Source organism: Microbulbifer hainanensis (assembly GCF_014904735.1).
Lineage (GTDB): Bacteria > Pseudomonadota > Gammaproteobacteria > Pseudomonadales > Cellvibrionaceae > Microbulbifer > Microbulbifer hainanensis.
Map to the genome: position 1 here is coordinate 69868 of NZ_JACZCR010000054.1, position 24365 is coordinate 94232.

Annotated in this window: 17 protein-coding genes; 12 read left to right on the forward strand and 5 right to left on the reverse strand. The window is 58.5% G+C overall.

Annotated elements, in window-relative coordinates; all coding sequences use genetic code 11:
* Positions 1-71: 71 nt before the first annotated feature.
* A complete protein-coding gene (locus IG168_RS19420) occupies positions 72-2795 on the reverse strand; it encodes a family 20 glycosylhydrolase (protein ID WP_193166267.1) in 2724 nt (907 codons plus the stop codon).
* A gap of 474 nt (positions 2796-3269) precedes the next feature.
* Between IG168_RS19420 and IG168_RS19425 the strand changes: the two genes are divergently transcribed.
* Both IG168_RS19425 and IG168_RS19430 read left to right on the forward strand, forming a co-directional pair.
* A complete protein-coding gene (locus IG168_RS19425; protein ID WP_193166268.1) occupies positions 3270-3758 on the forward strand; it encodes a hypothetical protein in 489 nt (162 codons plus the stop codon).
* A 69-nt stretch (positions 3759-3827) separates the two neighbouring features.
* Positions 3828-4319 carry an RDD family protein gene (locus tag IG168_RS19430; protein ID WP_193166269.1) on the forward strand — a complete coding sequence of 164 codons (492 nt, stop codon included), beginning with the start codon at positions 3828-3830 and terminating at the stop codon, positions 4317-4319.
* A gap of 39 nt (positions 4320-4358) precedes the next feature.
* Here the strand turns inward: IG168_RS19430 and lptG are convergent, their stop codons facing one another.
* Positions 4359-5420 carry an LPS export ABC transporter permease LptG gene (gene lptG / locus IG168_RS19435; protein WP_193166270.1) on the reverse strand — a complete coding sequence of 354 codons (1062 nt, stop codon included), beginning with the start codon at positions 5418-5420 and terminating at the stop codon, positions 4359-4361.
* Positions 5413-6546, reverse strand: coding sequence for an LPS export ABC transporter permease LptF (gene lptF, locus IG168_RS19440; protein WP_193166271.1), 1134 nt, complete (start codon positions 6544-6546; stop codon positions 5413-5415). The genes lptG and lptF overlap by 8 nt, the downstream gene beginning before the upstream one ends.
* 205 nt (positions 6547-6751) lie before the next feature.
* On the opposite strand from lptF, the gene IG168_RS19445 reads away from it, so the two are divergent.
* The 6 genes from IG168_RS19445 to betA all read left to right on the forward strand — a co-directional run bounded on the left by IG168_RS19445 (position 6752) and on the right by betA (position 16601).
* Entirely contained in the window at positions 6752-8218 is a 1467-nt protein-coding gene (locus IG168_RS19445; protein WP_193166272.1) for a leucyl aminopeptidase, read from the forward strand.
* A gap of 190 nt (positions 8219-8408) precedes the next feature.
* Positions 8409-8834: a DNA polymerase III subunit chi gene (locus IG168_RS19450; protein ID WP_193166273.1), complete on the forward strand. Its 426-nt coding sequence runs from the start codon at positions 8409-8411 to the stop codon at positions 8832-8834.
* A 20-nt stretch (positions 8835-8854) separates the two neighbouring features.
* Positions 8855-9631 carry a hypothetical protein gene (locus tag IG168_RS19455; protein ID WP_193166274.1) on the forward strand — a complete coding sequence of 259 codons (777 nt, stop codon included), beginning with the start codon at positions 8855-8857 and terminating at the stop codon, positions 9629-9631.
* Positions 9632-9830: 199 nt separating this feature from the next.
* Entirely contained in the window at positions 9831-12608 is a 2778-nt protein-coding gene (locus tag IG168_RS19460; RefSeq protein ID WP_193166275.1) for a valine--tRNA ligase, read from the forward strand.
* A gap of 216 nt (positions 12609-12824) precedes the next feature.
* A complete protein-coding gene (gene betT, locus IG168_RS19465) occupies positions 12825-14891 on the forward strand; it encodes a choline BCCT transporter BetT (RefSeq protein WP_193166276.1) in 2067 nt (688 codons plus the stop codon).
* Positions 14892-14900: 9 nt separating this feature from the next.
* Positions 14901-16601 (forward strand): choline dehydrogenase, encoded by a 1701-nt coding sequence (gene betA / locus IG168_RS19470; RefSeq protein ID WP_193166277.1) that lies wholly within the window; start codon positions 14901-14903, stop codon positions 16599-16601.
* Between the two features lie 64 nt (positions 16602-16665).
* Here the strand turns inward: betA and betB are convergent, their stop codons facing one another.
* Both betB and IG168_RS19480 read right to left on the reverse strand, forming a co-directional pair.
* The gene (gene betB, locus IG168_RS19475) at positions 16666-18120 is read right to left on the reverse strand and encodes a betaine-aldehyde dehydrogenase (protein ID WP_193166278.1); all 1455 of its coding nucleotides are present in this window, start codon (positions 18118-18120) and stop codon (positions 16666-16668) included.
* A gap of 139 nt (positions 18121-18259) precedes the next feature.
* A complete protein-coding gene (locus tag IG168_RS19480; protein ID WP_193166279.1) occupies positions 18260-19030 on the reverse strand; it encodes a TorF family putative porin in 771 nt (256 codons plus the stop codon).
* A 964-nt stretch (positions 19031-19994) separates the two neighbouring features.
* On the opposite strand from IG168_RS19480, the gene IG168_RS19485 reads away from it, so the two are divergent.
* The 4 genes from IG168_RS19485 (at position 19995) to nuoC (ending at position 24358) form a co-directional block, all read left to right on the forward strand.
* A complete protein-coding gene (locus tag IG168_RS19485; RefSeq protein ID WP_193166280.1) occupies positions 19995-20789 on the forward strand; it encodes a zinc metalloprotease in 795 nt (264 codons plus the stop codon).
* Between the two features lie 477 nt (positions 20790-21266).
* A complete protein-coding gene (ndhC, locus tag IG168_RS19490) occupies positions 21267-21677 on the forward strand; it encodes an NADH-quinone oxidoreductase subunit A (protein WP_226877161.1) in 411 nt (136 codons plus the stop codon).
* Positions 21678-21832: 155 nt separating this feature from the next.
* On the forward strand, positions 21833-22489 hold the full coding sequence (locus tag IG168_RS19495; protein WP_193166281.1) for an NADH-quinone oxidoreductase subunit B: 657 nt from the start codon (positions 21833-21835) through the stop codon (positions 22487-22489).
* Between the two features lie 63 nt (positions 22490-22552).
* A complete protein-coding gene (nuoC, locus tag IG168_RS19500) occupies positions 22553-24358 on the forward strand; it encodes an NADH-quinone oxidoreductase subunit C/D (RefSeq protein WP_193166282.1) in 1806 nt (601 codons plus the stop codon).
* The last annotated feature ends 7 nt before the right edge of the window (positions 24359-24365 follow it).

Genomic DNA, 24365 nt, shown 5'->3' on the forward strand with positions numbered 1-24365 from the left:
GGGAGTGGTCCAGAATGACAAATCGCGGCCGGTGGCCGCGATTTGTTGAGATCTGATAGTGGGTCGGATAACTAGCGCTGCGCCGTTTCCGCCGGCGGCGGGTCCAGCGGCACCGCCCGGCCAGCGCGCGCCCCGTCGGCACTGCGGGCGCGCAAGGCTCGGACAGCTTCCGCCGGCGTGCCTTCCACCAGCGACTGCCAGCCCTTGCCGTCGAAGTACTCGAGCGGCAGGCCCGGATAGGGCAACGCCGCCCGCACCCTATTGTCATTCACCACTGCGCCGGGCACCGGCACGCGGTAACCGACACCGCCGAGATCCAGTTTATGCAGCTCTTTATGGCCGAGCGCCGCGGCAAAACCTGCCCAGTCATTACCCAGCGCCTGCCGATCCACGGCGTTGGTGTCGGCTGAAAACTCCTGCCCTTCTGATAATGGTAGTTCCCAGTCGGCCTTGTGCCATGCGCGTTCGGCCAGGGCCAGTAGGCGCGGATAGACCTTGTATTCCACCTCGGTATCGGTGCGCACGGTTTCACTCCACAACTGCCCCTGCATACCGCGAACATGCTCGGCAAATTCCGCGCGCGGTGTTTTTGCCGACCAGCCGTTGCCGTCGCGGTCGGTGGAGACTTCGGCGAGTTGCGCCGTGTTCAGCGGCGCGTAACTGAAGACCTTGCGGGTATCGGTAGCGCGCGAGGCCCAGTAGTAGCCGTGCTCCTTGGGATCTACTTCGTAAGGCATGTCGAAGTAGAGGAAATCCGAATGGGACTGCACCACATCGAAACCAGTCTCCGCCAGGTGCAGGCTCTCATTCCCGCCCCCCCAGAACAGCGGTGCCCAGGAGTTAACGAAGTTCTGCTCGGTGGCAAGCTCGCTGTCGGCATCGGCGATGCGCTTTACGCCGTCGTTCCAGGCTGCCATGGCGGGAATTCCGGCATCCGCCACCAGTTTGCTCACGCGTGCGGCATAGTACTCACCCACTTCGTCGAGGGATTTCACTTCGCCACTGGCGATCAACTTCTGGCACTGGGGCGAGTGGCTCCAGGGCTTGTCGCGCATATCTGCCGCTATGTCGCCCTTGTCCGGATTCTTGCCGGGTGCCGGTTCGAAGGCACCACCGGCAAGGATGTTAACAGCCTCATCGCCACCGAAATGCCAACTCAGCAAGGGGACGCCGGCCGCATCGTGCATCGCCTTCACCTCGGTCATCACTTTACTGACAAAGCGGTAGGTGGAGTCGCTGCACGGATTGATGTAACTGTCATCGTAATACTGGACCGACAGGTAGCGGGTATCGTCCTCCGGGTCGATCAGGCGGTACTCGGCCGCCTTCTCCGGTGCCGCATCTTTCAGCTTGCGGTAGCGCGCCTCCATGGACACCACGGCCGCGCGGGCGTGGGCGGGCATATCGAATTCGGGAATCACTTCAATATGGCGAGCCGCGGCGTAGCGCAGAATTTCTGCGTAGTCGTCAACAGTGAAGTAACCGCTGCCGTTATTGTCGGTGTTCGGCCCCGAGCCCAGCTGCGGCAGCAGGCAACGCTCTTCCTTCAGGTCGAAGCAGCGGCGGCTGCCCACGTCGGTGAGTTCCGGCAGGCCCGGAATCTGCAGGCGCCAGCCCTCGTCGTCGGAAAGGTGAAAATGGAAGCGATTCAATTTATAGGCCGCCATCTGGTCGAGCAATCTCAACACCACCGCCTTGGTATGAAAGTTGCGTCCTACATCCAGGAACATACCGCGATACTGGAAGCGCGGTGCGTCCTGCACGTCGACCTGTGCCAGGGTGCGGCTGTCGACATCGACCAGAGCCAACAGTGACTGCAGTCCATAGAAAGCACCGGCCTGATCGAAGCCCACAATACTGGCACCCTTCTCCCCCACACTCAGCTTGTAGGCTCCGGAAGTTTTGTCGGCAAAACTCGTGTGGTCGATATCCACGCGCACCGGGTAGGCGCCGGGACCCGAAGGCGCCAGCTGCAGTTGTTCCAGGCGCTGGCGGAAGGCATGCAGGCTGCGGCTATCCAGCGGACCTGCATCGACGGCGATGCCGGTGGGCAGCGCCACGGGCTGGCCGGTCACGGTGCTGTGCAGTGGCTGTGGGATGATACGCGCGCGCCAGTCATCGCTATTGTCTGACGGACGACTGTTGAACCGGGTATAGCGGCTGGAAGCGGTGGCCAGCACATTGTTGTCTACCGCTGTACGCTTCCAGTTATCCGGATTGTTGGTGTTGATGGGTTTGACGAAACCGGTGATGTCATCGCTATCGGTAGACGCAATCACATGCGCCTTGCCACCGGCGTCCACAACGAACAGCCGCGGCATGAAATCAGACTCAAACTGGAACCAGTTCTCCGCCAGCAAATCCAGCTGCAGGGTCTCACCGGCGGCGATGCCCTTGAAGTGCTCATTGGGCGTCAGCCGGTGCAGGTCTCCACTCACATGCTCCAATTCAAAGTCGTCACGATTAAGGAGACTGAAGCTCCGCCGCACGCTGTGGAAGTACAGTGTCCAGTCGCGCTCACCGGCGCCGATAGCCGGGCCATTGTTGACCAGTGAGATCCGGTAGGTAGAGCAGATGGCGCCGCTACCGCCAGCGCGCTTGCAGTCGGCGCGCAGCGCATCGTCGACACCCTGGAAATTGGTGAGGACTTCCTCGGTCACGGCAAAGTTCTGTGCAATCCGCGCGGCGGGAGGGGCAGCTTCGGCACTTTCCGAAGCCCATTTGCCACAGCCGGTAAAACCGGTGGTCAGGAGAGCGCCGAGGGCGACGGCGGCCAGTGGGGAGACACGGGTCATGACTCTTCTCTTATTCTTTGTCAGTGATAGCCACCATAGCGAAAAAGACAGCGCTGTCAACAAAATCAACTTCCGGATCGGGGGAGGATCAACCAACCAAAAGGAATGTTTTTTGAAGCGTGAAGTCGCCTAAGGAATGAGGAGTTGGCGCAGACTTCTTTCACCTAGCGTCCCAGTCCCCCGAGTCACTAGATTAAATAATTATTACCGCGTGATGCACGTCGCAAACTTCGACATAAAAAACTTTGGCGCTGTGCTCCGCACCCACCTGTTCACATCGTCAACAATATCAAAGCCCAGCGCTGATGCGGCCTGCAGGAAATTGACCGCCATTTGGCGCCCTGTCCACAAATTGACGTTGCAATAGGCGACCGAGTTATGAGATACATCAAGGCTATAGAAGGTGAACCATAATAAATTCAACGGTTGTTAAGCACCGTTTGGCAAAGAAATAGACACCTCGGGGTAGATCCAATGGAACTCTGCAGTTTTCGTTTCCGTCCCAGCAAGCACCTGCCTGTTGTGTTTAGCCTGCTCATCTTACCCGCATCCAGCGCCTGCCTCTCCGACGAATTGTTCATCCCCGACTCCAGCAGTGCCCTGAACCTGCAGGCGGACAATGCCTTCTTTATCGACAGCGCCTTTGGCATGGACAACGCTGCCCTCTACGAGGCTGCCGAAAACCTGCGCAACAACTCCATGAGTACAGTCCAGCGCCGGCTGAACTACCAGTGGTTGCAGGTGTACACAAACCCGGAAGAACACAAAGCCACCACCGGTGGCAAAGCGCTGAACGAAATCCTGAAAATGGGCTGGGATACTTATCGGGAACAGCACAGGCGCAAAAACAGCAGTGGTATCTGGCGCTATACAAGCGGCCACGGCAAGTTCGGCCAGTCACTGGACTACGACCTGCGGCTGTCCGACGACAAGTTCAACTTCTCGTTCGAATACGAGTTCTGAATCTCCGCTCTCCTGCCAGCCCCACCCTTTGTTAGAATCTCCGCCAATTGACCTTTGGCGGAGATTACCGTGAGTGGATCCACCCCCACACTGACCTTTTCCGAGTTACCCCCGGCGGGTGTCGGCCGACGCATCGCTGCGCTGCTCTACGACACGCTGATTATCATGGGCCTGCTGATGGTTTATGGCTTTATCGCCATGATGGTCGCGTCAGCCGTAGTGGGGCTGAACTGCCACCCGGAGACCCACGACTACAATCCCTGCGTCAGTGGACCTGTGTTCCAACTGGGGATGGTTGCGGTTATCGCTGCATATTTCATCTGGTCCTGGCGTGCTGCCGGCCAGACCATCGGCATGCGCGCCTGGCGGCTGCTACTGGCCAGTCCCGACGGGGTCCAGCTAAGCTGGCGCCAGTGCTTCTTGCGCGCCCTGGTTGCGCCGATCTCGCTGGCCTGCTTCGGTGCCGGATTTTTCTGGGCCTGGACCCGCGCCGATCGCGCTACCTGGCAGGACATCTATTCCAACTCCCAGGTTCGGGTACTGCCGAAGAAGAAAAAGTAGAGGGCGCCGCCCGAACGGGCGGCAGTGATAACAAGATTCTTAGCGGGCGCGCTTCAGCAGCAACCAGCCCAGTGCGAAGCACAGCAGTATTGGCATCAGCACCGCGACAAATGGCGGGAAGCCGAATACCACGGAGGACGGCCCGAGCATGTCCTGTAGCGTCTGGAAGACAATGCCAACGATGACCCCGGTAAATACGCGCAGGCCGGTGGTCACCTCGCGCAAGGGGCCGAATATGAAGGAAATTGCCACCAGGACCAGGCTGGCAATAGTCAGCGGTTGCAGGACCTTTTTCCAGAACTGCAGCCAGTAGCGACTGGAATCCTGCCCCTTGCGGTCGAGGAACTTCGCGTAGGACCACAGACTCCGCGGCGCCAGATCCGATGGCATCGGCACAATCAGCTCAAACAGGTCCGGAGAGAGATCGGTTTTCCATTTACTGGAGGTCTCCACCTCACTGTTGGCGCGGTCCGCGGTAAACGTCGTGGCGCGGCTGTTTTCCAGTACCCAGTGATCCCCGGTAAAGTGGCCGCGCTCGGAAAATTCAACGCGTCTCAGCGCACGCTGGTCGTCAAAGCGGTAGCGGGTTATACCGAACAACTCCCCACTCGGCAGTGCGGCATTGAAGTGCAAAAATTCACCGCCATCCTTCAGCCACAACCCCTGATCCAGCCCGCGCCCCTTCAGTTCGCCGAGGGCCACAGCTTTGCTGCTTTCCGCGTGCTGATTGGTCATCGGGATCACGAATTCCGCCAGCGCCAGGCCGATCACAATCAATAGCAGCACCGGTTTCATCACCGCCCAGGCGATACGGCCAATGGATATACCCGCCGCGCGCATCACAGTCAGCTCGCTCGTACCCGCCAGCGTGCCGAGCCCCACCATGCACCCCACCAGCGCCGAAAAGCCGAGCTGATCGTAAACCCGCGACGGCATGGTCCAGAGCACATACTGGACCACCTGGGCAAACTGGTAGCCATCCTTGCGCTCCTCGAGCTGATCGATAAACGCAAAAATCACATCCAGTCCCAGCAGGACCAGCAACACCGCACCCACCGAAACAGCGACGGTGCGGCCGACATAGACATCCAGCTTACGCATGAGCCACCTCCTCCTGGGGTTCCTGTGGCGGCCGCTTCGGGCGCTTGCCCAGCTTGCCACCGCGCAACAGCAACAACCCGAGAATCAGGAACGGCGGATGCACCAGCCAGATAGCGGCGGGATTCGCGATTTTGCCGTCCTCGACGGCACCGCGCACCCGCAGCAAAACAATCAGGTAAACGAGATACAGCAGCACCGCCGGGATCATCTTCGCGTAGCGCCCCTGGCGGGGATTGGTGCGGCTCAATGGCACTGCCAGTACCGCCACTACGAGAACCAGCACCGGCAGGCTAAAGCGCCAGTGCAGGTAGGCGCGCTCCGGCGCGCTGTCGCTCCGCCACAGCTGCAGTGTCGACGCGGACTCCACCTGATCTTCCCAGCGATTGCGCAGCTGTGGGATATCGAGCAGCTGCTCATAGCTGGAAAATTTCATCAGCCGGTAGTCCTTCTGCCCCGGCACCCCCTCGTAGCGATATCCATCCCGCAGCACCAGATAGCGCAGCCCGGTGTCCGGGTCTACCTGCTGCACCCCTTCCCGCGCGATCGTCACGATCTGATGGTCCGTCTCTGTTTCCGCCCGCGAAGAACCCAGTTCGGCGAGGAAAACATCGTGCATCGTGGACTTGTCTTTGCTCAGGGAGTCCGCGTAATACACCGAGCGATTGCCTTTCGTGGAAATAAATTTCCTCGGCACCAGGTTATCGAATTCGTTGCGCGACTTGTCTGCGGTGAGCAGGCCGGAGGTACGCTCCCAGCCGGTGGGTGTCAGGTACAGGCTCATTGCCCCAACCAGCATCGCCACCAGTAACGCCGGCACCATGGTGTAGGCCAGCAGCCGACGCTCGCTGAAACCGCAGGCGTGCAGCACGGTCATTTCACTTTCTATATAGAGGCGGCCATAAGCGAGCAGGATGCCGACGAAAAAACCGAGAGGCAGCACCAGTTCGAGAAATCCGGGCAGGCGGTAGCCCATCACGGAAAAGAGGATATTGGCGGACATGTCACCAGCGGCCGCCTCCGCCAGGTATTTTACGAAGCGGCCGCTCATCACCATCAGCAACAAAACAGCGCTGACTGCCAGCGTGGCGTAAAGCAGCTCGCGGCAGAGATAGCGGAAAATAATCACAGGACGAACGGATTCCTTGGCGACAGCAGTGGCGGTGATAATGAAGTCTGGCTCAAAAAATGAGCAAATTCCGAACAATTGCCCGGCCCCGAAAGCAATCCGGTAGCTTGCGGGTTAAACTTGTGCGGCGCATTATCACCAAAATTGTCGGCGATGTCTCGGTCGCGGGGCATCGAATTAGTGTTAACCGAAAGGGAAAAGAGTTATGCAGTTTACTGCCAAGGTCTCCGATATCAGCAAACAGCGCAGCGCCTGCGCCATTATTGCCGTCGACGCCAAGAATCGCCTCACCAGCTGTGGCGAAGCGCTGGACAAGGCCAGTGGTGGCGCGATTGCCAAGATCCTGAAGCGCGGCGACCTCGGCGCCAAACTCGCCTCTACCCTGTTGCTCAGCCTGCTGGAAGGCCCGGCAGATCGCGTGTTGCTCGTGCGCAGTAACGACGGCGTGCTGAGCCAGGCGAACTTCCGCAAGATGGCCAAGGCCAGCGCCACTGCCGTGACAAGCCTGAAAGATGCCTGCAGCTACCTGACGGAGTTGGAAGTCACCGACGCCGACAGCGCCTGGCAAGCACAGCAGCTCGCTCTCGCCGCGGGGCTAGCCACCTACAAGTTCACTCGCTGCCTGAGCAGTGTTGAAGGCTACCCGCTGAAAAAATTTACCGTGCATGTACCCGACCGCAAACAGCTGAAGGCCATGGATGCCGCTGTAGAGATCGGTACCGCCCAGGCCATCGGTAGCAATGTAGCGCGGGAGCTCGGCAACCTGCCCGGCAATATCTGCACCCCCAGCTACCTGGCCACCCAGGCTCGCGACCTGGCGAAAAAACATACAAAACTTACCACCAGCGTACTCGATACCAAAAAAATGCAGTCGCTCGGCATGGGCGCATTCCTCAGTGTCGCCAAGGGCAGCGAAGAACCCCCGGCACTGATCGCCATGCAATATAAAGGCGGCAAGGCCAGCGACAAGCCGGTGGTGCTGGTCGGCAAAGGCATCACCTTTGACAGCGGCGGCATCAGTATCAAGCCCGGTATGGCCATGGACGAAATGAAATTCGACATGTGCGGCGCCGCCAGCGTCTTCGGCGTGATGAATGCACTGCTGGAACTGCAACCGGCGATCAACGTGGTGGGCCTGGTGGCCGCGGCGGAAAACATGCCCAGCGGTTGCGCCAGCAAGCCCGGCGATGTTGTGACCTCTATGTCCGGCAAGACCATCGAGATCCTCAACACAGACGCCGAGGGCCGCCTGGTGCTGTGCGACACCCTCACTTACGCTGCCAAGTACAAGCCCAAGGCCGTTATCGACATCGCCACCCTGACCGGCGCCTGCGTCATCGCCCTCGGCAACCACGCCACCGGTCTCTACGCCAATCAGCAGGATCTGGCCGACAAGCTGCTTGCCGCCGGCGAGCGCACCGGCGACCGCGCCTGGCAGATGCCCCTGTGGGACGAGTACCAGTCTTCACTGGATTCCAACTTCGCCGACATGCAGAATATCGGTGGTCGCGAGGCAGGCTCCGTAACCGCGGCCTGCTTCCTGTCGCGCTTTGCCGAGGACTACACCTGGGCGCACCTGGATATTGCCGGCAGCGCCTGGAACTCCGGCGCCAACAAGGGTGCCACCGGCCGCCCGGTGCCCCTGCTGATGGAATACCTGCTGGGTAAATAAGCGGATTTCGGTCTCATTCAGGGTGCGCCACGCGCCCCCTGGCAACCCGACTTCGCAAGAAAATCGAAGCCCAAAGCGAAGGCGCTGCTGCCGGGGACGTTTGTGAAACGATTGCCGATTAGGCTGTTGAACAAAAGACTCCCCGTAGCAGCGCCGCCCCGAAACCCGCTAACAGACATCCACTGAGTTAATGACCAGAATCGATTTCTACGTACTCTCCTCCAACCAGCTCGCGGAGGGCGATCTCTTTGCCTGCCGCTTGGCGGAAAAGGCGCACCGCGCCGGCATGCGCGTACTGGTCGCCGTGGACGATCGCGAGCGGGCGGAACAGCTGGACGAGCTGCTGTGGACGTTTCGCGAGGACAGTTTCCTGCCCCACGCGCCGCAGGGCGCGGAACAGCAGGCGGCCGTAGAAATCAACTGCGGTGAAGAACCCGGTGTGCACCACGGGCTGCTGATCAACCTGTGTAGTGAGGTACCCGGCTGGTTCAGCCGTTTCGAGCGCCTGGCCGAGGTCGTGATCCAGCAATCCGAAGCGCTGGCGCGCTCACGATCGCGCTTTGGCCACTTTCGCGATCGCGGATATCCGTTACAATCCCATCAAATAGGCAAATAACCTCAGGCGCAACACGCTTCATGTCCGGTCGAAAGAACAAGAACAAGCATCGCGGCCCCCAGCGCGCGCCCTCGACCGATCTGCTCGACGAGCTGAATTCCATTCGCGACCTGCTCGGCAGTGACGAACTCGGCGATATTCCCCTGCTCGATCAGGTCGCCGCACCGGCGACATCGGAGCCTCCCAAGATGACTGCGCCGGCACCGCAGCGCCAGCCGGTTCAGGAGCCGCTCGACGAAAGCGAGCTGCCAATCCTGTTCTCCCCCGTGGACGAGGAGCTTCCGGAAGATTACCGGGCCGAATTGAATGAATCCGAACTCGCCCTGTTGCGCCCGCTACAGAACCTGCCCGCAAAACAGGCAACAGCCGCACCGAGCAAACCCAAGCCCGAGGAGCAGCAACAGGAACTGTTCGGCGAGTCCGCTGCGTCCGAGGAAAACCCTTTCCTGCCGGCCCACATCCGCGCGCGCCTGACCGGCGGTCGCGTCCCCCGGGACGAACCCGAAGTCGCCGCCGCCCCGGCCGAACCGCCCGCGCAACGCGATACCGCGCCCCCCGCCGGGGATCCCGAGCCCGCAACTGAAGCCCCAGCGGAGCTTGAGACAGAGACGGAGATTCTGGCCGAGCCCCCTCCCGAAGAGAATGCGGAACTGCCCCAGGACACGCCCCATCGCCGACGCGAAAGCCAGCGTCAGCAGCTGGTCGACCGCCTGGTGGCCAAGCAACTGCCGGAGCTGGAGCGGCAGCTGCGCGCGCGCATTGAGCGGATGATCGACGAACTGGAGGCCAACCGCTAACCACCAACCCGTCGATCCGACACATTCCCAGCCGCTTGCAGCCGGCAATCCCCTCACTGATCCCTTTTGCCGCCCCCTGCGGCAGCGGTATAATTCCCGCCTTTTTGGCGCGGCCCGAGCGCCGGGCGCACTATTCTGTGCCCACTGTGCTCGCGAGACCGGCGCCCGAAGTCAGTCAACACAAGGTTTCCCCACCCGCATGGACAAGACATACCAGCCCAACGCCATCGAACAGCAGTGGTACAAGACCTGGGAAGAGCGCGGCTACTTCAAGCCGTCCGGCGACACCGCCGCCGATCCCTACTGCATCATGATCCCGCCGCCGAACGTCACCGGCAGCCTGCATATGGGCCACGGTTTCCAGGAATCCATCATGGATGCGCTGATCCGCTATCACCGCATGCAGGGGGACAACACCCTGTGGCAGGTGGGCACGGACCACGCCGGCATCGCCACCCAGATGGTGGTCGAGCGACTGCTGGCCGCCGAAGGCAAGAATCGCCACGAGCTGGGCCGCGACAAGTTCATCGAGAAGGTGTGGGAGTGGAAGGAACAGTCCGGCGGCAATATCACCCGCCAGCTGCGCCGCCTGGGTGCCAGCCCGGACTGGTCCCGCGAGCGCTTCACCATGGACGACGGCTTCTACAAGGCAGTGCAGGAAGTCTTCATTCGCCTGTATGAGGATGACCTGATCTACCGCGGCAAGCGCCTGGTGAACTGGGACCCGAAACTGCACACCGCCATTTCCGACCTGGAAGTACTGAACGAGGAAGAACAGGGACACCTGTGGCACTTCCGCTATCCGCTGGCGGATGGCTCTGGTCACCTCGTCGTCGCCACCACCCGCCCGGAAACCATGCTCGGCGATACCGCTGTGGCGGTACACCCGGAAGACGAGCGCTACCAGCACCTGATCGGCAAAACCATCAAGCTGCCACTCACGGATCGCGAAATCCCGATCATCGGTGACGACTATGTCGACCGCGAATTCGGCACCGGCTGCGTGAAGATCACCCCGGCGCACGATTTCAACGACTACGAGATGGGCCAGCGCCACAATCTCGAGATGATCAACATTCTCGACGCGGACGCCAACCTGAACGACAACGTGCCGGAAAAATACCGCGGCATGGAGCGCTTCGCTGCGCGTCAGCAGATCGTCGACGACCTCGATGCCCTGGGCCTGCTGGAAAAAGTCGAACCGCACACATTGAAAGTCCCACGCGGCGATCGTTCCGGTGTCGTGATCGAGCCCTGGCTCACTGACCAGTGGTATGTAAGAACCCAGCCGCTGGCCGAAGAGGCGATCAAAGTGGTCGAGGACGGCCGCGTTGAATTCGTGCCGAAAAACTACGAGAACATGTATTTCTCCTGGATGCGCGATATCCAGGATTGGTGCATTTCCCGCCAGCTGTGGTGGGGCCACCGCATTCCTGCGTGGTATGACGCGGAAGGGAAGGTCTACGTCGGTCGCTCCGAACAGGAAGTGCGCGAAAAGCACGGCCTCGGCGGCGACGTCAGCCTGCAACAGGACGACGATGTGCTCGACACCTGGTTCTCTTCCGGGCTGTGGACTTTCGGCACCCTCGGCTGGCCGGAAGAAACTCCGGAGCTGGCCACCTTCCACCCCACCTCTGTGCTGGTCACCGGCTTCGACATCATCTTCTTCTGGGTCGCCCGCATGATGATGCTGACCCTGTATTTCAAGAAGGAAGTGCCCTTCCACACCGTGTATGTACACGGCCTGGTGCGCGACAGCCACGGGCAGAAAATGTCCAAGTCCAAGGGCAACGTGCTCGACCCCATCGACCTGATCGACGGTATCGACCTGGAAACCCTGGTACAGAAGCGCACCACCGGCATGATGCAGCCGCACCTGCGCGAAAAAATCGAAAAGCAGACGCGCAAGGAATTCCCCGAGGGCATCGCCGCTTACGGCACCGATGCGCTGCGCTACACCTATTACTCGCTCGCCTCCACCGGCCGCGATATCAAGTTCGATGTCGGCCGTATCGAGGGCTTCCGCAATTTCTGCAACAAAATCTGGAACGCGTCCCGCTACGTGTTGCAGAACTGCGACGGCCACGATTGCGGCCAGGACGGCAGCGGCGATTTCGAACTCTCCCTCGCCGATCGCTGGATCATCTCCCAGCTGCAGCGCACTGAAATCACCATTCGCGAAGCGATGGACAGCTACCGCTTCGACCTGGCTTCCCAGGCCCTGTACGATTTCACCTGGGGTGAATACTGCAGCTGGTACCTCGAGCTTTCGAAACCGGTGCTGTGGGACGAAAACGCTTCCGACGCGGTGAAAAAAGGCACCCGCCGCACCCTGATCCGCGTGCTGGAAACCGTATTGCGTCTGGCACATCCGATGATGCCGTACATCACCGAAGAGATCTGGCAGCGGGTCAAGACACTGGCTGGTGCCAGCGGCGACACCATCATGTTGCAGCCCTATCCGGAGGCCAACGAGAACCGGATCGACAGCGAAGCAGAAGCTGCCATCGCCTGGCTGAAGCAGGTCATTGAAGGCGTGCGCAATATTCGCGGTGAAATGAATATCTCACCGGCGAAGAAAATTCCGCTGCTGCTGCGCGGCGGCTCCGCGCGTGACAAGGAACTGCTGGAAGTCTCTCGCAGCTTGCTGGTCAAGCTGGCCAGTCTCGAGACCATTACCTGGCTCGAGAGCGGAGAGAGTGCACCGGCGTCCGCGACCGCACTGGCGGGCGATCAGGAACTGCTGGTGCCCATGGCCGGCCTGATCGATGTACAGGCAGAAAGTGCACGCCTGCAGAAGGAAATCGACAAACTTGCCAAAGAGCTCAGCCGTATCGAAGGCAAGCTCAACAACCCCAAGTTTGTCGACAAGGCGCCGGAAGCCGTCGTTGCAAAAGAGCGGGACAAGCTTACGGAAATGCAAAGTGCCCACCAGCGCCTGCAGCAGCAGCTGCAGGAGATTAGTCAGCTCAGCTAACACCCCGCAAACAGCGAGTACCGGATCGGGGGAACCACCCTCGATCCGGTCCATGGACGCGCCAGCCCTCTCAAAGCCCCGCCCTCTCAATCACTCCTCTGCCAACTCGCTGCCCAATACTCCCCGCCCCGCGGGCATTCAGATCCACTAGCGTCGCGACAGCCCATAAAGTCCATGGTCTATCCTGAAGTCAATTCCGGACAATGGACGCCCCGCATGCACAAGCCGAAAGCCTCGGAAGAGACCTCCAAAGCCAGTCCCGATGAGGCTCAACTGAAAAAGGCGGTATTTTACAGCTCGGTAATCGGAATCGTCCTTTTCTCCCTCTGGGCCATGGTTTTTACCGAGCAGGCGAACAACGTGATTTTCGCCGTTCTCGCATGGATCTCCGGTAGCTTTGGCTGGTTTTATTTTCTCGCCGTGGTCGCCTATCTGGCGTTCGTCGTCATCATTGCCATGTCCAAATACGGCGACATCAAGCTGGGACCGGATCACGCGGAGCCGGAATTCAACGTGATTACCTGGGCCGCCATGCTGTTTGCTGCCGGCATCGGTATCGACCTGATTTTCTACTGCATCGTGGAACCCATCACCCAGTTTGTCGCTCCCCCGCAAGGCGACGGCGGCACAGTGGAAGCGGCCCGAAAGGCGATGGCGTTCACTCTCCTGCACTGGGGTCTATCAGGCTGGGGTGTCTATACATTAGTTGGCATGGCGCTGGCGTTTTTCAGCTACCGCCACGGGCTGCCACTGACAATCCGCTCGTCACTCTATCCCCTGTTCGGCAAACGCATCTACGGTCCATTCGGCACCGCCGTTGATATCGCCGCGGTGCTGGGGACTGTCTTCGGCGTCGCTACCAGCCTCGGCATCGGGATTATCCAGCTGAACTTCGGCCTCAAATATATGTTCGGCGTCCCCGAAGGGACGCTTACTCAATCGATATTGGCGGTCATGATCGTGGTGTTCGCAGCCATCTCGGCAGCTACCGGTGTGGAGCGCGGTATCCGCAGGCTGTCAGAGTTCAATATGCTGCTCGCGATTGTGCTGATGCTGTTCGTGCTTTTCAGCCACAAGACCCGGTTCCTGCTGGACGCCTTCGTCACCAATCTCGGGGACTATGTCCAGCACTTCGTCGAACTCTCGTTCAACACCTTTGCGTTCGACCCGCCACAGGACTGGCTCAATGCCTGGACGATCTTCTTCTGGGCCTGGTGGATCGCCTGGGGGCCCTTTGTCGGCTTGTTCCTGGCCCGTATCTCCCGAGGCCGCACTATCCGGCAGTTTGTCTCCGGCACGCTGATACTGCCATTTCTATTCATGGCTGCATGGATGGCGATCATGGGCAACTCTGCCATCGAAATGGTGATGAGCGGCGCGACCGAATTCGGCAAGCAGGCGAGCGAGAATCCGGGATCGGCCATCTATCTATTCCTCGAACAACTGCCGTGGACCACAGTTACGACGATTTCGGTCACCGTGCTCGCCATCGTGTTCTTCGTCACTTCCGGCGACTCGGGCTCGCTGGTGCTATCCAACCTCACCTGTCGGCTGACCGATCCCAATCACGATGCGCCCCCCTGGCTGCGTATCCTGTGGGCAGCCATTATCGGCATTGTCACCGTAGCGCTGTTGATGACCGGAGGCCTCGCCGCACTGCAGAGCGCGGTGGTCATCATGGGGCTGCCTTTCGCCTTCGTTCTGATCCTGATGATGCTGGGGCTGTCAAAGGCGCTGCGATTCGAGGGCATGAAATCCGCCAGCATGCAGGAGGCGCTGTCAGGGCATTTGTCCGGCAGAACCATTTCCCGCGAAGGTCACAGCAACTGGGCACAAAGGCTTTCCCGCGCCATCAACTTTCCGAGCCTCAGACAGGTTGAGCAATTCATTGATCGCACTGTGCAGCCCGCCTTCGAAGCGGTGAAGGAAGAACTGACCGAAAAAGGCTACCCGGTGAAGATACAGAAAGGTACCGGTGATGACCTGCACCTCGCGCTGGATGTAAACCTGGGCGAAGAAGTGGACTTCACCTACCAGGTATGGCCGCGGAAATGTTCTATGCCCGCATTTACCATGCGGGCGGAAAGACCCAGTTCCAGCTACTACCGGCTGGAACCACACCTGCGGGAAGGCGGGCAAACCTATGACCTGATGGGTTACACACGGGAACAGGTGATCGGCGATATCGTGGACCATTTCGAGGCCCACCTGCAGTACCTGCACATGCGGCGTGAACTCAAAGCACGTACCCCCGGAGAGGAAGACGAGCCCGGCCCCACCTGAGCATCGAATATGACAGAGCAGACTTTCGACCAGACCTTCGATTACATCGTTGTCGGCGCCGGTTCGGCCGGCGCTGTCGTCGCCAGCCGGCTGACCGAAGATCGCGACTGTAACGTGTTGCTGCTGGAATACGGCGGCAAGGACAATTCCATTTTTATCCGCATGCCGACTGCCCTGTCGATCCCGCTCAATATGCCCAAATACGACTGGGAATTTTACACCGAGCCGGAACCGGGCCTTAAGGGCCGCCGCATACACCAGGCCCGTGGCAAAGTGATCGGCGGCTCGTCTTCCATCAACGGCATGGCGTTTGTGCGCGGCTGCAAAGGCGATTTCGAGGAATGGGCGAAGCTGGGTGCAACCGGCTGGGCCTACGCTGATGTGCTGCCCTATTTCCGGCGCTCGGAAACCTGCGTTTACGGCGAGGATGCCTACCGCGGCGGTAAAGGTCCGATTACCGCCTGCAACGGCAACAATATGCAAAACCCGCTCTATCGGGCTTTTATTGAGGCCGGGAAACAGGCGGGGTACGGATACACGGAGGACTATAACGGCTATCGCCAGGAAGGCTTCGGGCGCATGGACATGTCCGTGCGCGATGGTGTCCGCTGTTCCACAGCGCTCGCCTATCTCAAACCGACACTGACGCGCAGCAATCTGGAACTGAAAATGCACGCCCTCACCACACGGGTGATAATGGACGGCAAGAAAGCGGTCGGCGTGGAATACGAGCAACACGGCAAAATGTTCCGCGCCCAGGCCAGGCGTGAAGTGATTCTCTCGGCCAGCGCCTTTAATTCTCCCAAGCTGCTGATGTTATCCGGGATTGGTCCCGCCGATCATCTCAAGGAACACGGTATCGACGTGGTCCACGACCTGCCGGGAGTCGGGCAGAACCTGCACGATCACCTCGAAGTGTGGGTGCAACAGGAATGCACACAGAAGATCACCCTCAACGGTTCGCTGGGACCACTATCGAAGGCCTGGATTGGCCTGCAGTGGCTGCTGTTCAAGCGCGGCCTCGGTACCAGTAACCAATTTGAGTCCAACGGCTATATCCGCAGTCGCGAAGGTCTCGAGTGGCCGGACATACAGTATCACTTTCTCGCCGGCGCCATCGCCTACGACGGCTCCAGCGCGGTCAAGGGGCACGGGTTCCAGGCACACCTGGGTTGCAACAAGCCACTCAGTCGCGGCTGGGTGAAACTGAAATCCAAGGACCCGCGACTGCAGCCGACCATGTTCTTCAATTACCTGGAGCGCGAAGAAGACAAACAGGCGTTCCGCGCCGGCCTGCACTTCACCCGTGAGATTTTCTCCCAGCAGGCCATGGATCCCTACCGCGGCCGCGAGATATCTCCCGGCAAGGGAGTACAGACAGACGACGAGATCGATGACTGGCTGGCGGAGACCGCAGAGACTGCCTATCATCCGGCGGGCAGCTGTCGTATGGGTACCGATGACATGGCGGTGGTGGATCCCGAATGCCGGGTGCGGGGTGTAGACAACCTGCGCGTGGTGGACTCCTCCATCATGCCCGTTGTCACCAACGGCAATCTCAACGCCCCCACCATTATGATCGGGGAAAAAGGTGCAGACCATATTCGCGGCAAAGGCATGCTCAAACCCTCGGACGCCGACAGCTACACCGCCGAGAACTGGCAGCAGAGCCAGCGTGTGGGAATTCCGGAGAGAAAACAGGAGCGCTAGCGCATCTCAATGTGCAGCGGACGCGACAGTTTCACCCGGGCGCACCGGCAATGGTCAGTTCCGATCAGTAGGGCGCGTCCACATCACCTTCCGCGACATAAACTGTCTTGAGACGGGTGTAGTGCTCAAAGGCACGACGGCTGTTTTCCTTGCCGATACCGGACTGCTTGAAGCCGCCAAACGGCATTTCCACCGGTGTCAGGTTGTAGTGGTTGATCCAGACGATACCCGCTTCGAGTTGGGCGGCTACGCGGTGGGCTCGCTGGATATCCCTGGTGAAAACGCCTCCAGCGAGGCCGAATTCGGTCCGGTTCGCACGCTCGACAACCTCCTCCTCACTGGTAAAACCAAGCAGGGATAGTACCGGCCCGAAAATTTCTTCACGCACAATGGTCATATCGTCACTGAGACCGTCAAAAATTGTCGGTTCAATAAAATTACCCTGTTCAAAACCCGGCACCTTGGCGCGTTCGCCTCCGAGCAGAAGTTTTCCACCTTCCTGCTTGCCTTTTTCGATGTAGCCCAATACACCGCGCATGTGGTCCGCACTCACCATGGGGCCAACATCGGTCCCCGGATCGAGCGGATCACCCACCTTGAGTTTTCTTGCGCGGGCCACGAGTTTTTCTATAAACGCCGCTCTGATCGTATCGTGGACAAACACCCGGGTGCTGTTGGTACAGATTTGTCCCTGGGTATAGAAGTTGCCGAGCATGGCCGCGCCTACCGCGTTATCCAGATCTGCATCATCAAACACAATCAGCGGCGACTTGCCACCCAGCTCCAGTGTCACGCTCTTCAGAGAATCGGCGGCGGCCCGCATGACGGCCTTGCCGGTGCCCACCTCCCCGGTCAGGGAAACCTTCGCTATACCGGGATGGGTGGTGAGCATCTTGCCCGTGTCCGCCATGCCCTGGATCACATTGAACACCCCGTCCGGCAGACCGGCCTGCTTATACAACTCAGCAAGTTTCAGTGCCGTCAGAGGCGTCAACTCTGCCGGCTTGAAAATCATGGCATTGCCCGCCGCCAGTGCCGGGGCGGATTTCCAGGCGGCGATCTGGATCGGGTAGTTCCATGCGCCGATGCCCGCACAGATCCCTACAGGCTCCGGGCGGGTATAGAAAAAGCCGCCGGGTACTGTCTGGTATTCACCGTGCAGGGAGGCCGCCTGTCCACCGAAGAATTCGAGGCAGTCGGCCGCAGAGCCCACATCCGCCTCGGGGGTTTCCGCAATCGGCTTGCCGCCATCCACAGACTCCAAACGTGCCAGCTCTTCGCAGTGTTCCCGCAAGAGCTGTGCGGTCCGGACCAGAACCCTGCCCCTTTCGGCACCACTCATTGCACTCCATACCGCTTGCCCGCGGCGGGCCGACGCCACAGCAATGTCGACGTCAGATTGGCCCGCCTCAGCGACCCGGCAGATAACTTCTCCAGTGGCGGGATTATTGGTTTCGAAAAAGCTGCCCTTCTCCGGGTGCTTGTATTGCCCATGTATCCAAAGCAACTGATCTTCCATATCAAGGATCCTTTCCTATCCCGGGGGTTCACCCTCAACGATCCTGGCAACGCCCTGGCAATTCCCCAAGCTAGCTATAAAGCGTGGACAAACCTATACGCAGGGATATCACGCAAGCGAAGTACCGGTTCAGGGTTGTCTAGAAACTCCGTGTCACGCCGAAAACGACTTCACCATCGGCCAGCTTTGGATTGGCGAGAAAGGGGTCGACGCCATCGGTATCGTACCAGCGAAGTCCCACTGTCCACTCGTCATGTGCATAGTCCATTCCGATATCCCAGTACATAAAGTCCAGGTTGTCGTAGCCAGAACCAAAAGTCTGCTGTCCCACACGAAATGATGGCGTAAACCCCTGCCCCAGTTCGTAGCCAATCGTGACTTCATAGGCTGTCGCCGAGACACTGCCCAGAAAATCGTCACCAAAATAATTATCGGTCCACCAGATACTGGGACTGATGGAAAGCTTGTCATTGGCGTAGTTGAGATAGCCATATGCCTCTGCATAATTCAGGCTCAGCGGGGATCCCGGATAGTTGTAACTCCAATACCCGATATCGAAGCTGAAATTACTGTCGCCAATATCCCTTGTAAATCCAATATAGGGATCTATCTCCATACTGTTGCCAGTACCGCCAAAATCCGTGTTTGACGCCCATACCCCCATATAAATGCCAAAATCATGAGACCAATTGAAATCGACCTGTACTTGTGGACGGAGGTTGGAGTTAGAAATACTGCGAAACATGTAATCGCTGGCGATAAGCGCACTTCCAGCAAAAGTGCCAAAACTCTCCTCTTCCTCTTCCTCTTCTTCAGGCCCTGCCGCTATCAGGAGAGGCGAAACACACAGAAAAATTGCAGCGACAAGAATTCTCGGGAAAATCCCGGCTTTACGGTTTAATATATACATGCCTACATCCGGATTCCTTTCCCATGACAACCAATACTGTAGGAGAGGTTACAAACACTTCAAGCAGTGCCTACCAGGCGAATTCCGCTATCCGTCCAAATCTTCCGCAATGACATCCTCTCGGCAGAAACCCAAGAGAATCTGGCATCAACATATTCAGAGCTCTGCGGTACTCCCCCAGACACTGTCAGCGCAATCCGCTCTACCCCTGCCTGCGAAATGGCCTGCCGTGTGTCTCTACAAACTGGACGCTCCTGTATCTTTGCACCCAAACAACCAATCAGATTTGCCCGCCTCATCGACCATCACCGTCATCAATCGTCTATTCTGCCGGTCACTCCAACATCCATATTTTCTAGCCACATTTCTTCTTGAGACTTTTACCGCCATATCGAAAGGAAAAATCTCCCAAGTCTTTGCAAAGCAAAACATCCATTAGTCTTAAAAATCATGAAAGGCAGGCTAACCTTCTCCCACTGTGAGAAAATCTGCCAAATCCCCCAGGGCAATCAGTCACGCAAAGAAAAGTTAAAAATCAAATTTTTTTGGAAAAGGAATTCATGGAAATTGCGAGAAGATAAGAAGGTTCTCTTAAGGAATCACAGGATTTTCAGGCACGGATCAAGCGGCTACTGCAGACTCTAAAAGACTTTTAATCCTATTCGCTACCGCCATGCAAAATTGCAAAGAGCATCCGCTTTAAATCACAAGATATCCCTATCACAGGATCAACCAATCAACATAAATTGCCCGGGAAAGGGTAAAACACGTCAAATAACGTAGACTCTTCCAAGTCTTTTCTTTTTAGCCTTTCGCACAACTGCCAGCTGACCGGACAAACAGGTTTACAAATTTTCCACAATACATTTAGCTTCGCTCTGTGCATGCGGTCCGGTGCATGCGGATAGTCTATTCTGCTTCCGCTCACAAATGTCTTGAAAAATAACACTAAGGACAAATACCCATGTCTTCATGTCTGACTAAATGCAAACTAGCATTCGGCCTTTCCATTACCCTTCTCAGTGCCGGCGCTGCCGCCAACCATAGCTGGGGCGACTATCACTGGGCGAGAACTGCGAATCCCATCAACCTTCAGGTAGTCGACAGCGTCACCCCCGACTGGCAGCAAGAACTCAACGATACTCTGTCAGAGTGGTCCTCCTCCAACGTGCTTAACCTGTCAATTACCTCCGCCGACGACAGCAGCAAAACCCGCAAGCGCTGCCCAGCCGTCACCGGCCAGATTCGTGTTTGCAACGCGGCTTATGGCAACAATGGATGGTTGGGCCTGGCAACCATTGGCCTCGACAGCAACGGTCACATAGACCAGGGCACCTCCAAGATGAATGACAGCTATTCATCCTACTGGCAGGACCAGACCGAGAAGAACCACGTCATGTGCCAGGAGGTTGGGCATGTCTTCGGCCTGGGACACACCAGTGAAGACGGTAGCAGCCAGGGAACCTGCATGGATTACTCCAGCGACCCGAACAGTCAGTGGCCCAACCAACATGACTACCAACTGCTTTCGGACATCTACAGTCATTTGGATAGCTACAACAGCTACGACGACGGTTCCTCCAGCGGCGGCGGCACCTGCCACGGCAAAAAGTGCAACATGGGAGGCGGCAGGATCCCGATGGGTGTACGCGTGCACAGCGATGGCCGCCATGAGACCTGGGTAGCATCCCGGCCCGATGGCGGCCTGTGGATCCACCACGTGCTGCTGGTGCCGGAAGACGACGGCCACCAGCACTGATAGGCTGTCCGCACGCTTTCCCCGGTCGTTCTCTCGAGTCGACCAGGGATTATACGCGCCAAAATTCCGGGGCCATTTGGCCCCGGAATTGCTTTACAGGCTTATCCAAGCGCAGCCGCCACTACGCATCAATCTACCGCTGTCACAAAAAGCATCAGAAATTATTCATATAAAAAAATGACAATTAAGAATCAATCGATCCTAGTGCACACTAGCCTTCGCGACAGCAAACCTTTATAAAATTTGCAGCCATATTGAAAAACGAGAAATTCCTACTATTTTTCGCCTATAGCCTCTTACATAAAAATACTGGATCCCGGCCTTTCAAGCTCAGTCGGCAAGAACCGGAAGCACCCCAAGCGGGAATCCATAACAGGGTCAACCCAGCAGGAATTAAGATTTAAAGCGTTAACAAATGTGGCAAAGCGATGAGTCACCGACGCGCCCGTGCATGCCAGTGAATCCAGGAGAGAAGATTTGAACCCAGTCACCTTATCCGACCAGCCCATCTGGCCGCTTGTAGCCTACGGCCTCGCCGTCATTGCGTTGATTGGCCTTATGCTCGGCCTGTCGTATTTTCTCGGCCAGCGCCGCCGCGATCCGGCTACCGATGAGCCCTACGAATCCGGCATTGTCTCCCAGGGCAGTGCCCGTCTGCGTCTCTCCGTTTCCTATTACCTTGTCGCCATTCTTTTTATCGTATTCGATCTGGAAGCCATCTACCTTTTCAGCTGGTCCATAGCCTTCCGTGAAACTGGACTGCACGGATTTATCGAAGCCACCATTTTTATCGCCATCCTCTTCGTCGGCCTTTTGTATCTATGGCGCCTGGGCGCGCTGGACTGGGGTGGCAAACAGTTCAGCCTGGAACACAAGGAAAATAGCTGAAAGACCATAGGGCTTTAATGACAGACGATTAGCCGGCCCAGGATTTCAGGGATGGATTGCGGAAACGCGCCGCAAATAAGGGTTGAAAAGATCCACGAGAAGATATCTTCAAAAACCCGCAGAACAATAAATGGGTTCAACGACAAGGAAGCAGCATGCGCTGGCAGTTAACCGACGCCCAACAGAGCGGCAACCTGATTGCCGCCAGCTCTGATCGATCCAATGGGGAAATTTTCTCCGAGGAAGTCAAAAAGAATATTTTACTGACCAAACTCGAGGACCTGGTGGCGTGGGGACGCGCCAATTCCCTGTGGCCGTTCAACTTCGGCCTGTCCTGCTGCTATGTCGAAATGGCCACGGCCTTTACCAGCCGCCACGATATCTCGCGCTTCGGCTCTGAAGTCATCCGCGCCACGCCGCGCCAGGCGGATCTCATTGTTATCTCCGGCACCGTTTTTCTCAAAATGGCGCCGGTGCTCGAACGCCTGTACGAGCAGATGATGGAACCGCGCTGGGTCATTTCCATGGGTTCCTGCGCCAATTCCGGCGGTATGTACGATATCTACAGCGTTGTACAGGGAGTGGACCGCTTTCTGCCGGTCGACGTCTATGTGCCCGGCTGTCCACCGCGACCCGAGGCGTTGATGCAGGGTCTGACGCTATTACAGAAATCCGTGGCCTCGGATCGCCGTGCACTCAGCTGGGTAGTGGATGAAGAGGGCGCGCGACAGGTTCCCAAGCCCAGCCAGCGTGATCTGCACCGCGACGAACGTATGCGTGCAGAAAAGCTGCGCGCACCGGACTCCGTCTAGACCGCCCGCAGCGACGCTCTCCCGGCCAAGGGAAAGCTACTGACAATAATGAACGGATAACCTATGAGCAGTGCAATCGCCACCAGTGTGTATCGCCCGACGGCCTACCGCGCCGCAGCCGAGGCATTCATCGGCGACTTGCGCCGTGAATACGCGCACGAGCACTACTGGCTGCAACCGGATTGCCTGGATATGCCAACGCTGTGGACCGGCCAGCGCGAACTGCTGCCGCTGTTGCGCTTCCTCAAGAGTTCACTGTCGCAACCCTTTGCGATGCTCTACGACCTGACGGCCATTGACGAGCGCCTGCGCACCAATCGCGGCGAGCGGGAAGCCAGCCAGCCGGAAAGCGATTTCACCCTTGTTTACCAGTTATTGTCCGTTGAAAGAGACCTGTTTATCCGCATCAAGGTAGCGCTGCCGGAATCGCGACTGTCCGCTCCCAGTGCCACGCCGATCTGGGCCTGCGCAAACTGGTATGAACGGGAGATATGGGACCTGTTCGGTATCGAATTCTGCGGCCATCCGCACCTGCGCCGCATCATGATGCCGGAAACCTGGGCCGGCCATCCGCTGCGCAAGGAACATCACGCCCGCGCCACCGAGGTGGATCCGTTCAGCCTGTCCGCAGACAAACAGCGCAAGGAGCAGGAGGCGCTGTTGTTCAAGCCCGAGGAGTGGGGCATGGCGCGCGCCAGCGACAGCGCCGAATTCATGTTTCTGAACCTTGGCCCAAACCACCCCAGCGTGCACGGTGTCTTCCGCGTCGCCCTGCAGCTCGACGGCGAGCAGATTATCGACGCGGTACCGGATATCGGCTACCACCACCGCGGCGCGGAGAAGATGGCCGAGCGCCAGGCCTGGCACAGTTATATCCCCTACACCGACCGCATCGACTATCTCGGCGGCGTGATGAACAACCTGCCCTATGTATTGGCGCTGGAACAGCTGGCCGGCATCGAAGTACCAGCCCGGGCACAGACGATTCGCGTAATGATGTGCGAGCTGTTCCGCATCTCCAGCCACCTGGTGTTTTACGGCACTTTTGCCCAGGACGTCGGGCAGATGTCCCCCGTGTTCTATATGTTCGTCGACCGGGAAAAGCTTTTCGGCATAGTTGAGGCCATTACTGGCGGGCGCATGCACCCCGCCTGGTTCCGTATCGGCGGCGTGGCCCAGGACCTGCCCCGGGGCTGGGACACCATGATTCGCGAATTCCTCGACTACATGCCCGCGCGCCTGCGCGAATACGAAGGCATGGTGTTGAAGAACAAACTGCTGCAGCGCCGTACCCGCGGGATCGGTGTCTACGACACGGCTGAAGCCCTGGATTGGGGGATCACCGGGCCGGGATTGCGCGCCACCGGACTCGAGTGGGACCTGCGCAAGCGCCGCCCCTACAGCGGTTACGATCAGTTCGACTTTGATATTCCCGTCTATGATGGAGGTGACTGTTTCGATCGCTGCCGCGTGCGCGTCGAGGAAATTCATCAGAGCCTGCGCATTATTCGACAGTGCGTCGACAACATGCCCGGGGGCCCCTACAAGTCCGATCATCCACTGACAACTCCGCCGCGCAAAGAGCGGACGATGCAGGATATCGAGACTTTGATTCAGCATTTCGTCAACAACAGCTGGGGCCCGGTCATGCCGGCGGGGGAAACCTGTTTCCCGGTGGAGGCCACCAAGGGCCTGAACAGCTACCAGATCATCAGCGATGGTGGCACCACCGCTTACCGCACGCGCATCCGCACACCGTCGTTCGCGCATTTGCAGATGATCCCGCTGATGTCACGCGGCCTGCTGGTAGCAGACCTGATTGCCATTCTCGCCAGCATCGACTTCGTGATGGCTGACGTGGACCGCTAGCATGATT

Bases quoted from the DNA above. Each gene is read 5' to 3' on its own strand.
- IG168_RS19455 (WP_193166274.1), top strand. From the start codon at position 8,855: ATGTCCGGTCGAAAGAACAAGAACAAGCATCGCGGCCCCCAGCGCGCG.
- nuoC (WP_193166282.1), top strand. From the start codon at position 22,553: ATGAGCAGTGCAATCGCCACCAGTGTGTATCGCCCGACGGCCTACCGC.
- IG168_RS19425 (WP_193166268.1), top strand. From the start codon at position 3,270: ATGGAACTCTGCAGTTTTCGTTTCCGTCCCAGCAAGCACCTGCCTGTT.
- IG168_RS19420 (WP_193166267.1), bottom strand. From the start codon at position 2,795: ATGACCCGTGTCTCCCCACTGGCCGCCGTCGCCCTCGGCGCTCTCCTG.
- betT (WP_193166276.1), top strand. From the start codon at position 12,825: ATGCACAAGCCGAAAGCCTCGGAAGAGACCTCCAAAGCCAGTCCCGAT.
- IG168_RS19480 (WP_193166279.1), bottom strand. From the start codon at position 19,030: ATGTATATATTAAACCGTAAAGCCGGGATTTTCCCGAGAATTCTTGTC.
- IG168_RS19450 (WP_193166273.1), top strand. From the start codon at position 8,409: ATGACCAGAATCGATTTCTACGTACTCTCCTCCAACCAGCTCGCGGAG.
- IG168_RS19445 (WP_193166272.1), top strand. From the start codon at position 6,752: ATGCAGTTTACTGCCAAGGTCTCCGATATCAGCAAACAGCGCAGCGCC.
- IG168_RS19495 (WP_193166281.1), top strand. From the start codon at position 21,833: ATGCGCTGGCAGTTAACCGACGCCCAACAGAGCGGCAACCTGATTGCC.
- betA (WP_193166277.1), top strand. From the start codon at position 14,901: ATGACAGAGCAGACTTTCGACCAGACCTTCGATTACATCGTTGTCGGC.
- IG168_RS19460 (WP_193166275.1), top strand. From the start codon at position 9,831: ATGGACAAGACATACCAGCCCAACGCCATCGAACAGCAGTGGTACAAG.
- IG168_RS19485 (WP_193166280.1), top strand. From the start codon at position 19,995: ATGTCTTCATGTCTGACTAAATGCAAACTAGCATTCGGCCTTTCCATT.
- lptG (WP_193166270.1), bottom strand. From the start codon at position 5,420: ATGCGTAAGCTGGATGTCTATGTCGGCCGCACCGTCGCTGTTTCGGTG.
- betB (WP_193166278.1), bottom strand. From the start codon at position 18,120: ATGGAAGATCAGTTGCTTTGGATACATGGGCAATACAAGCACCCGGAG.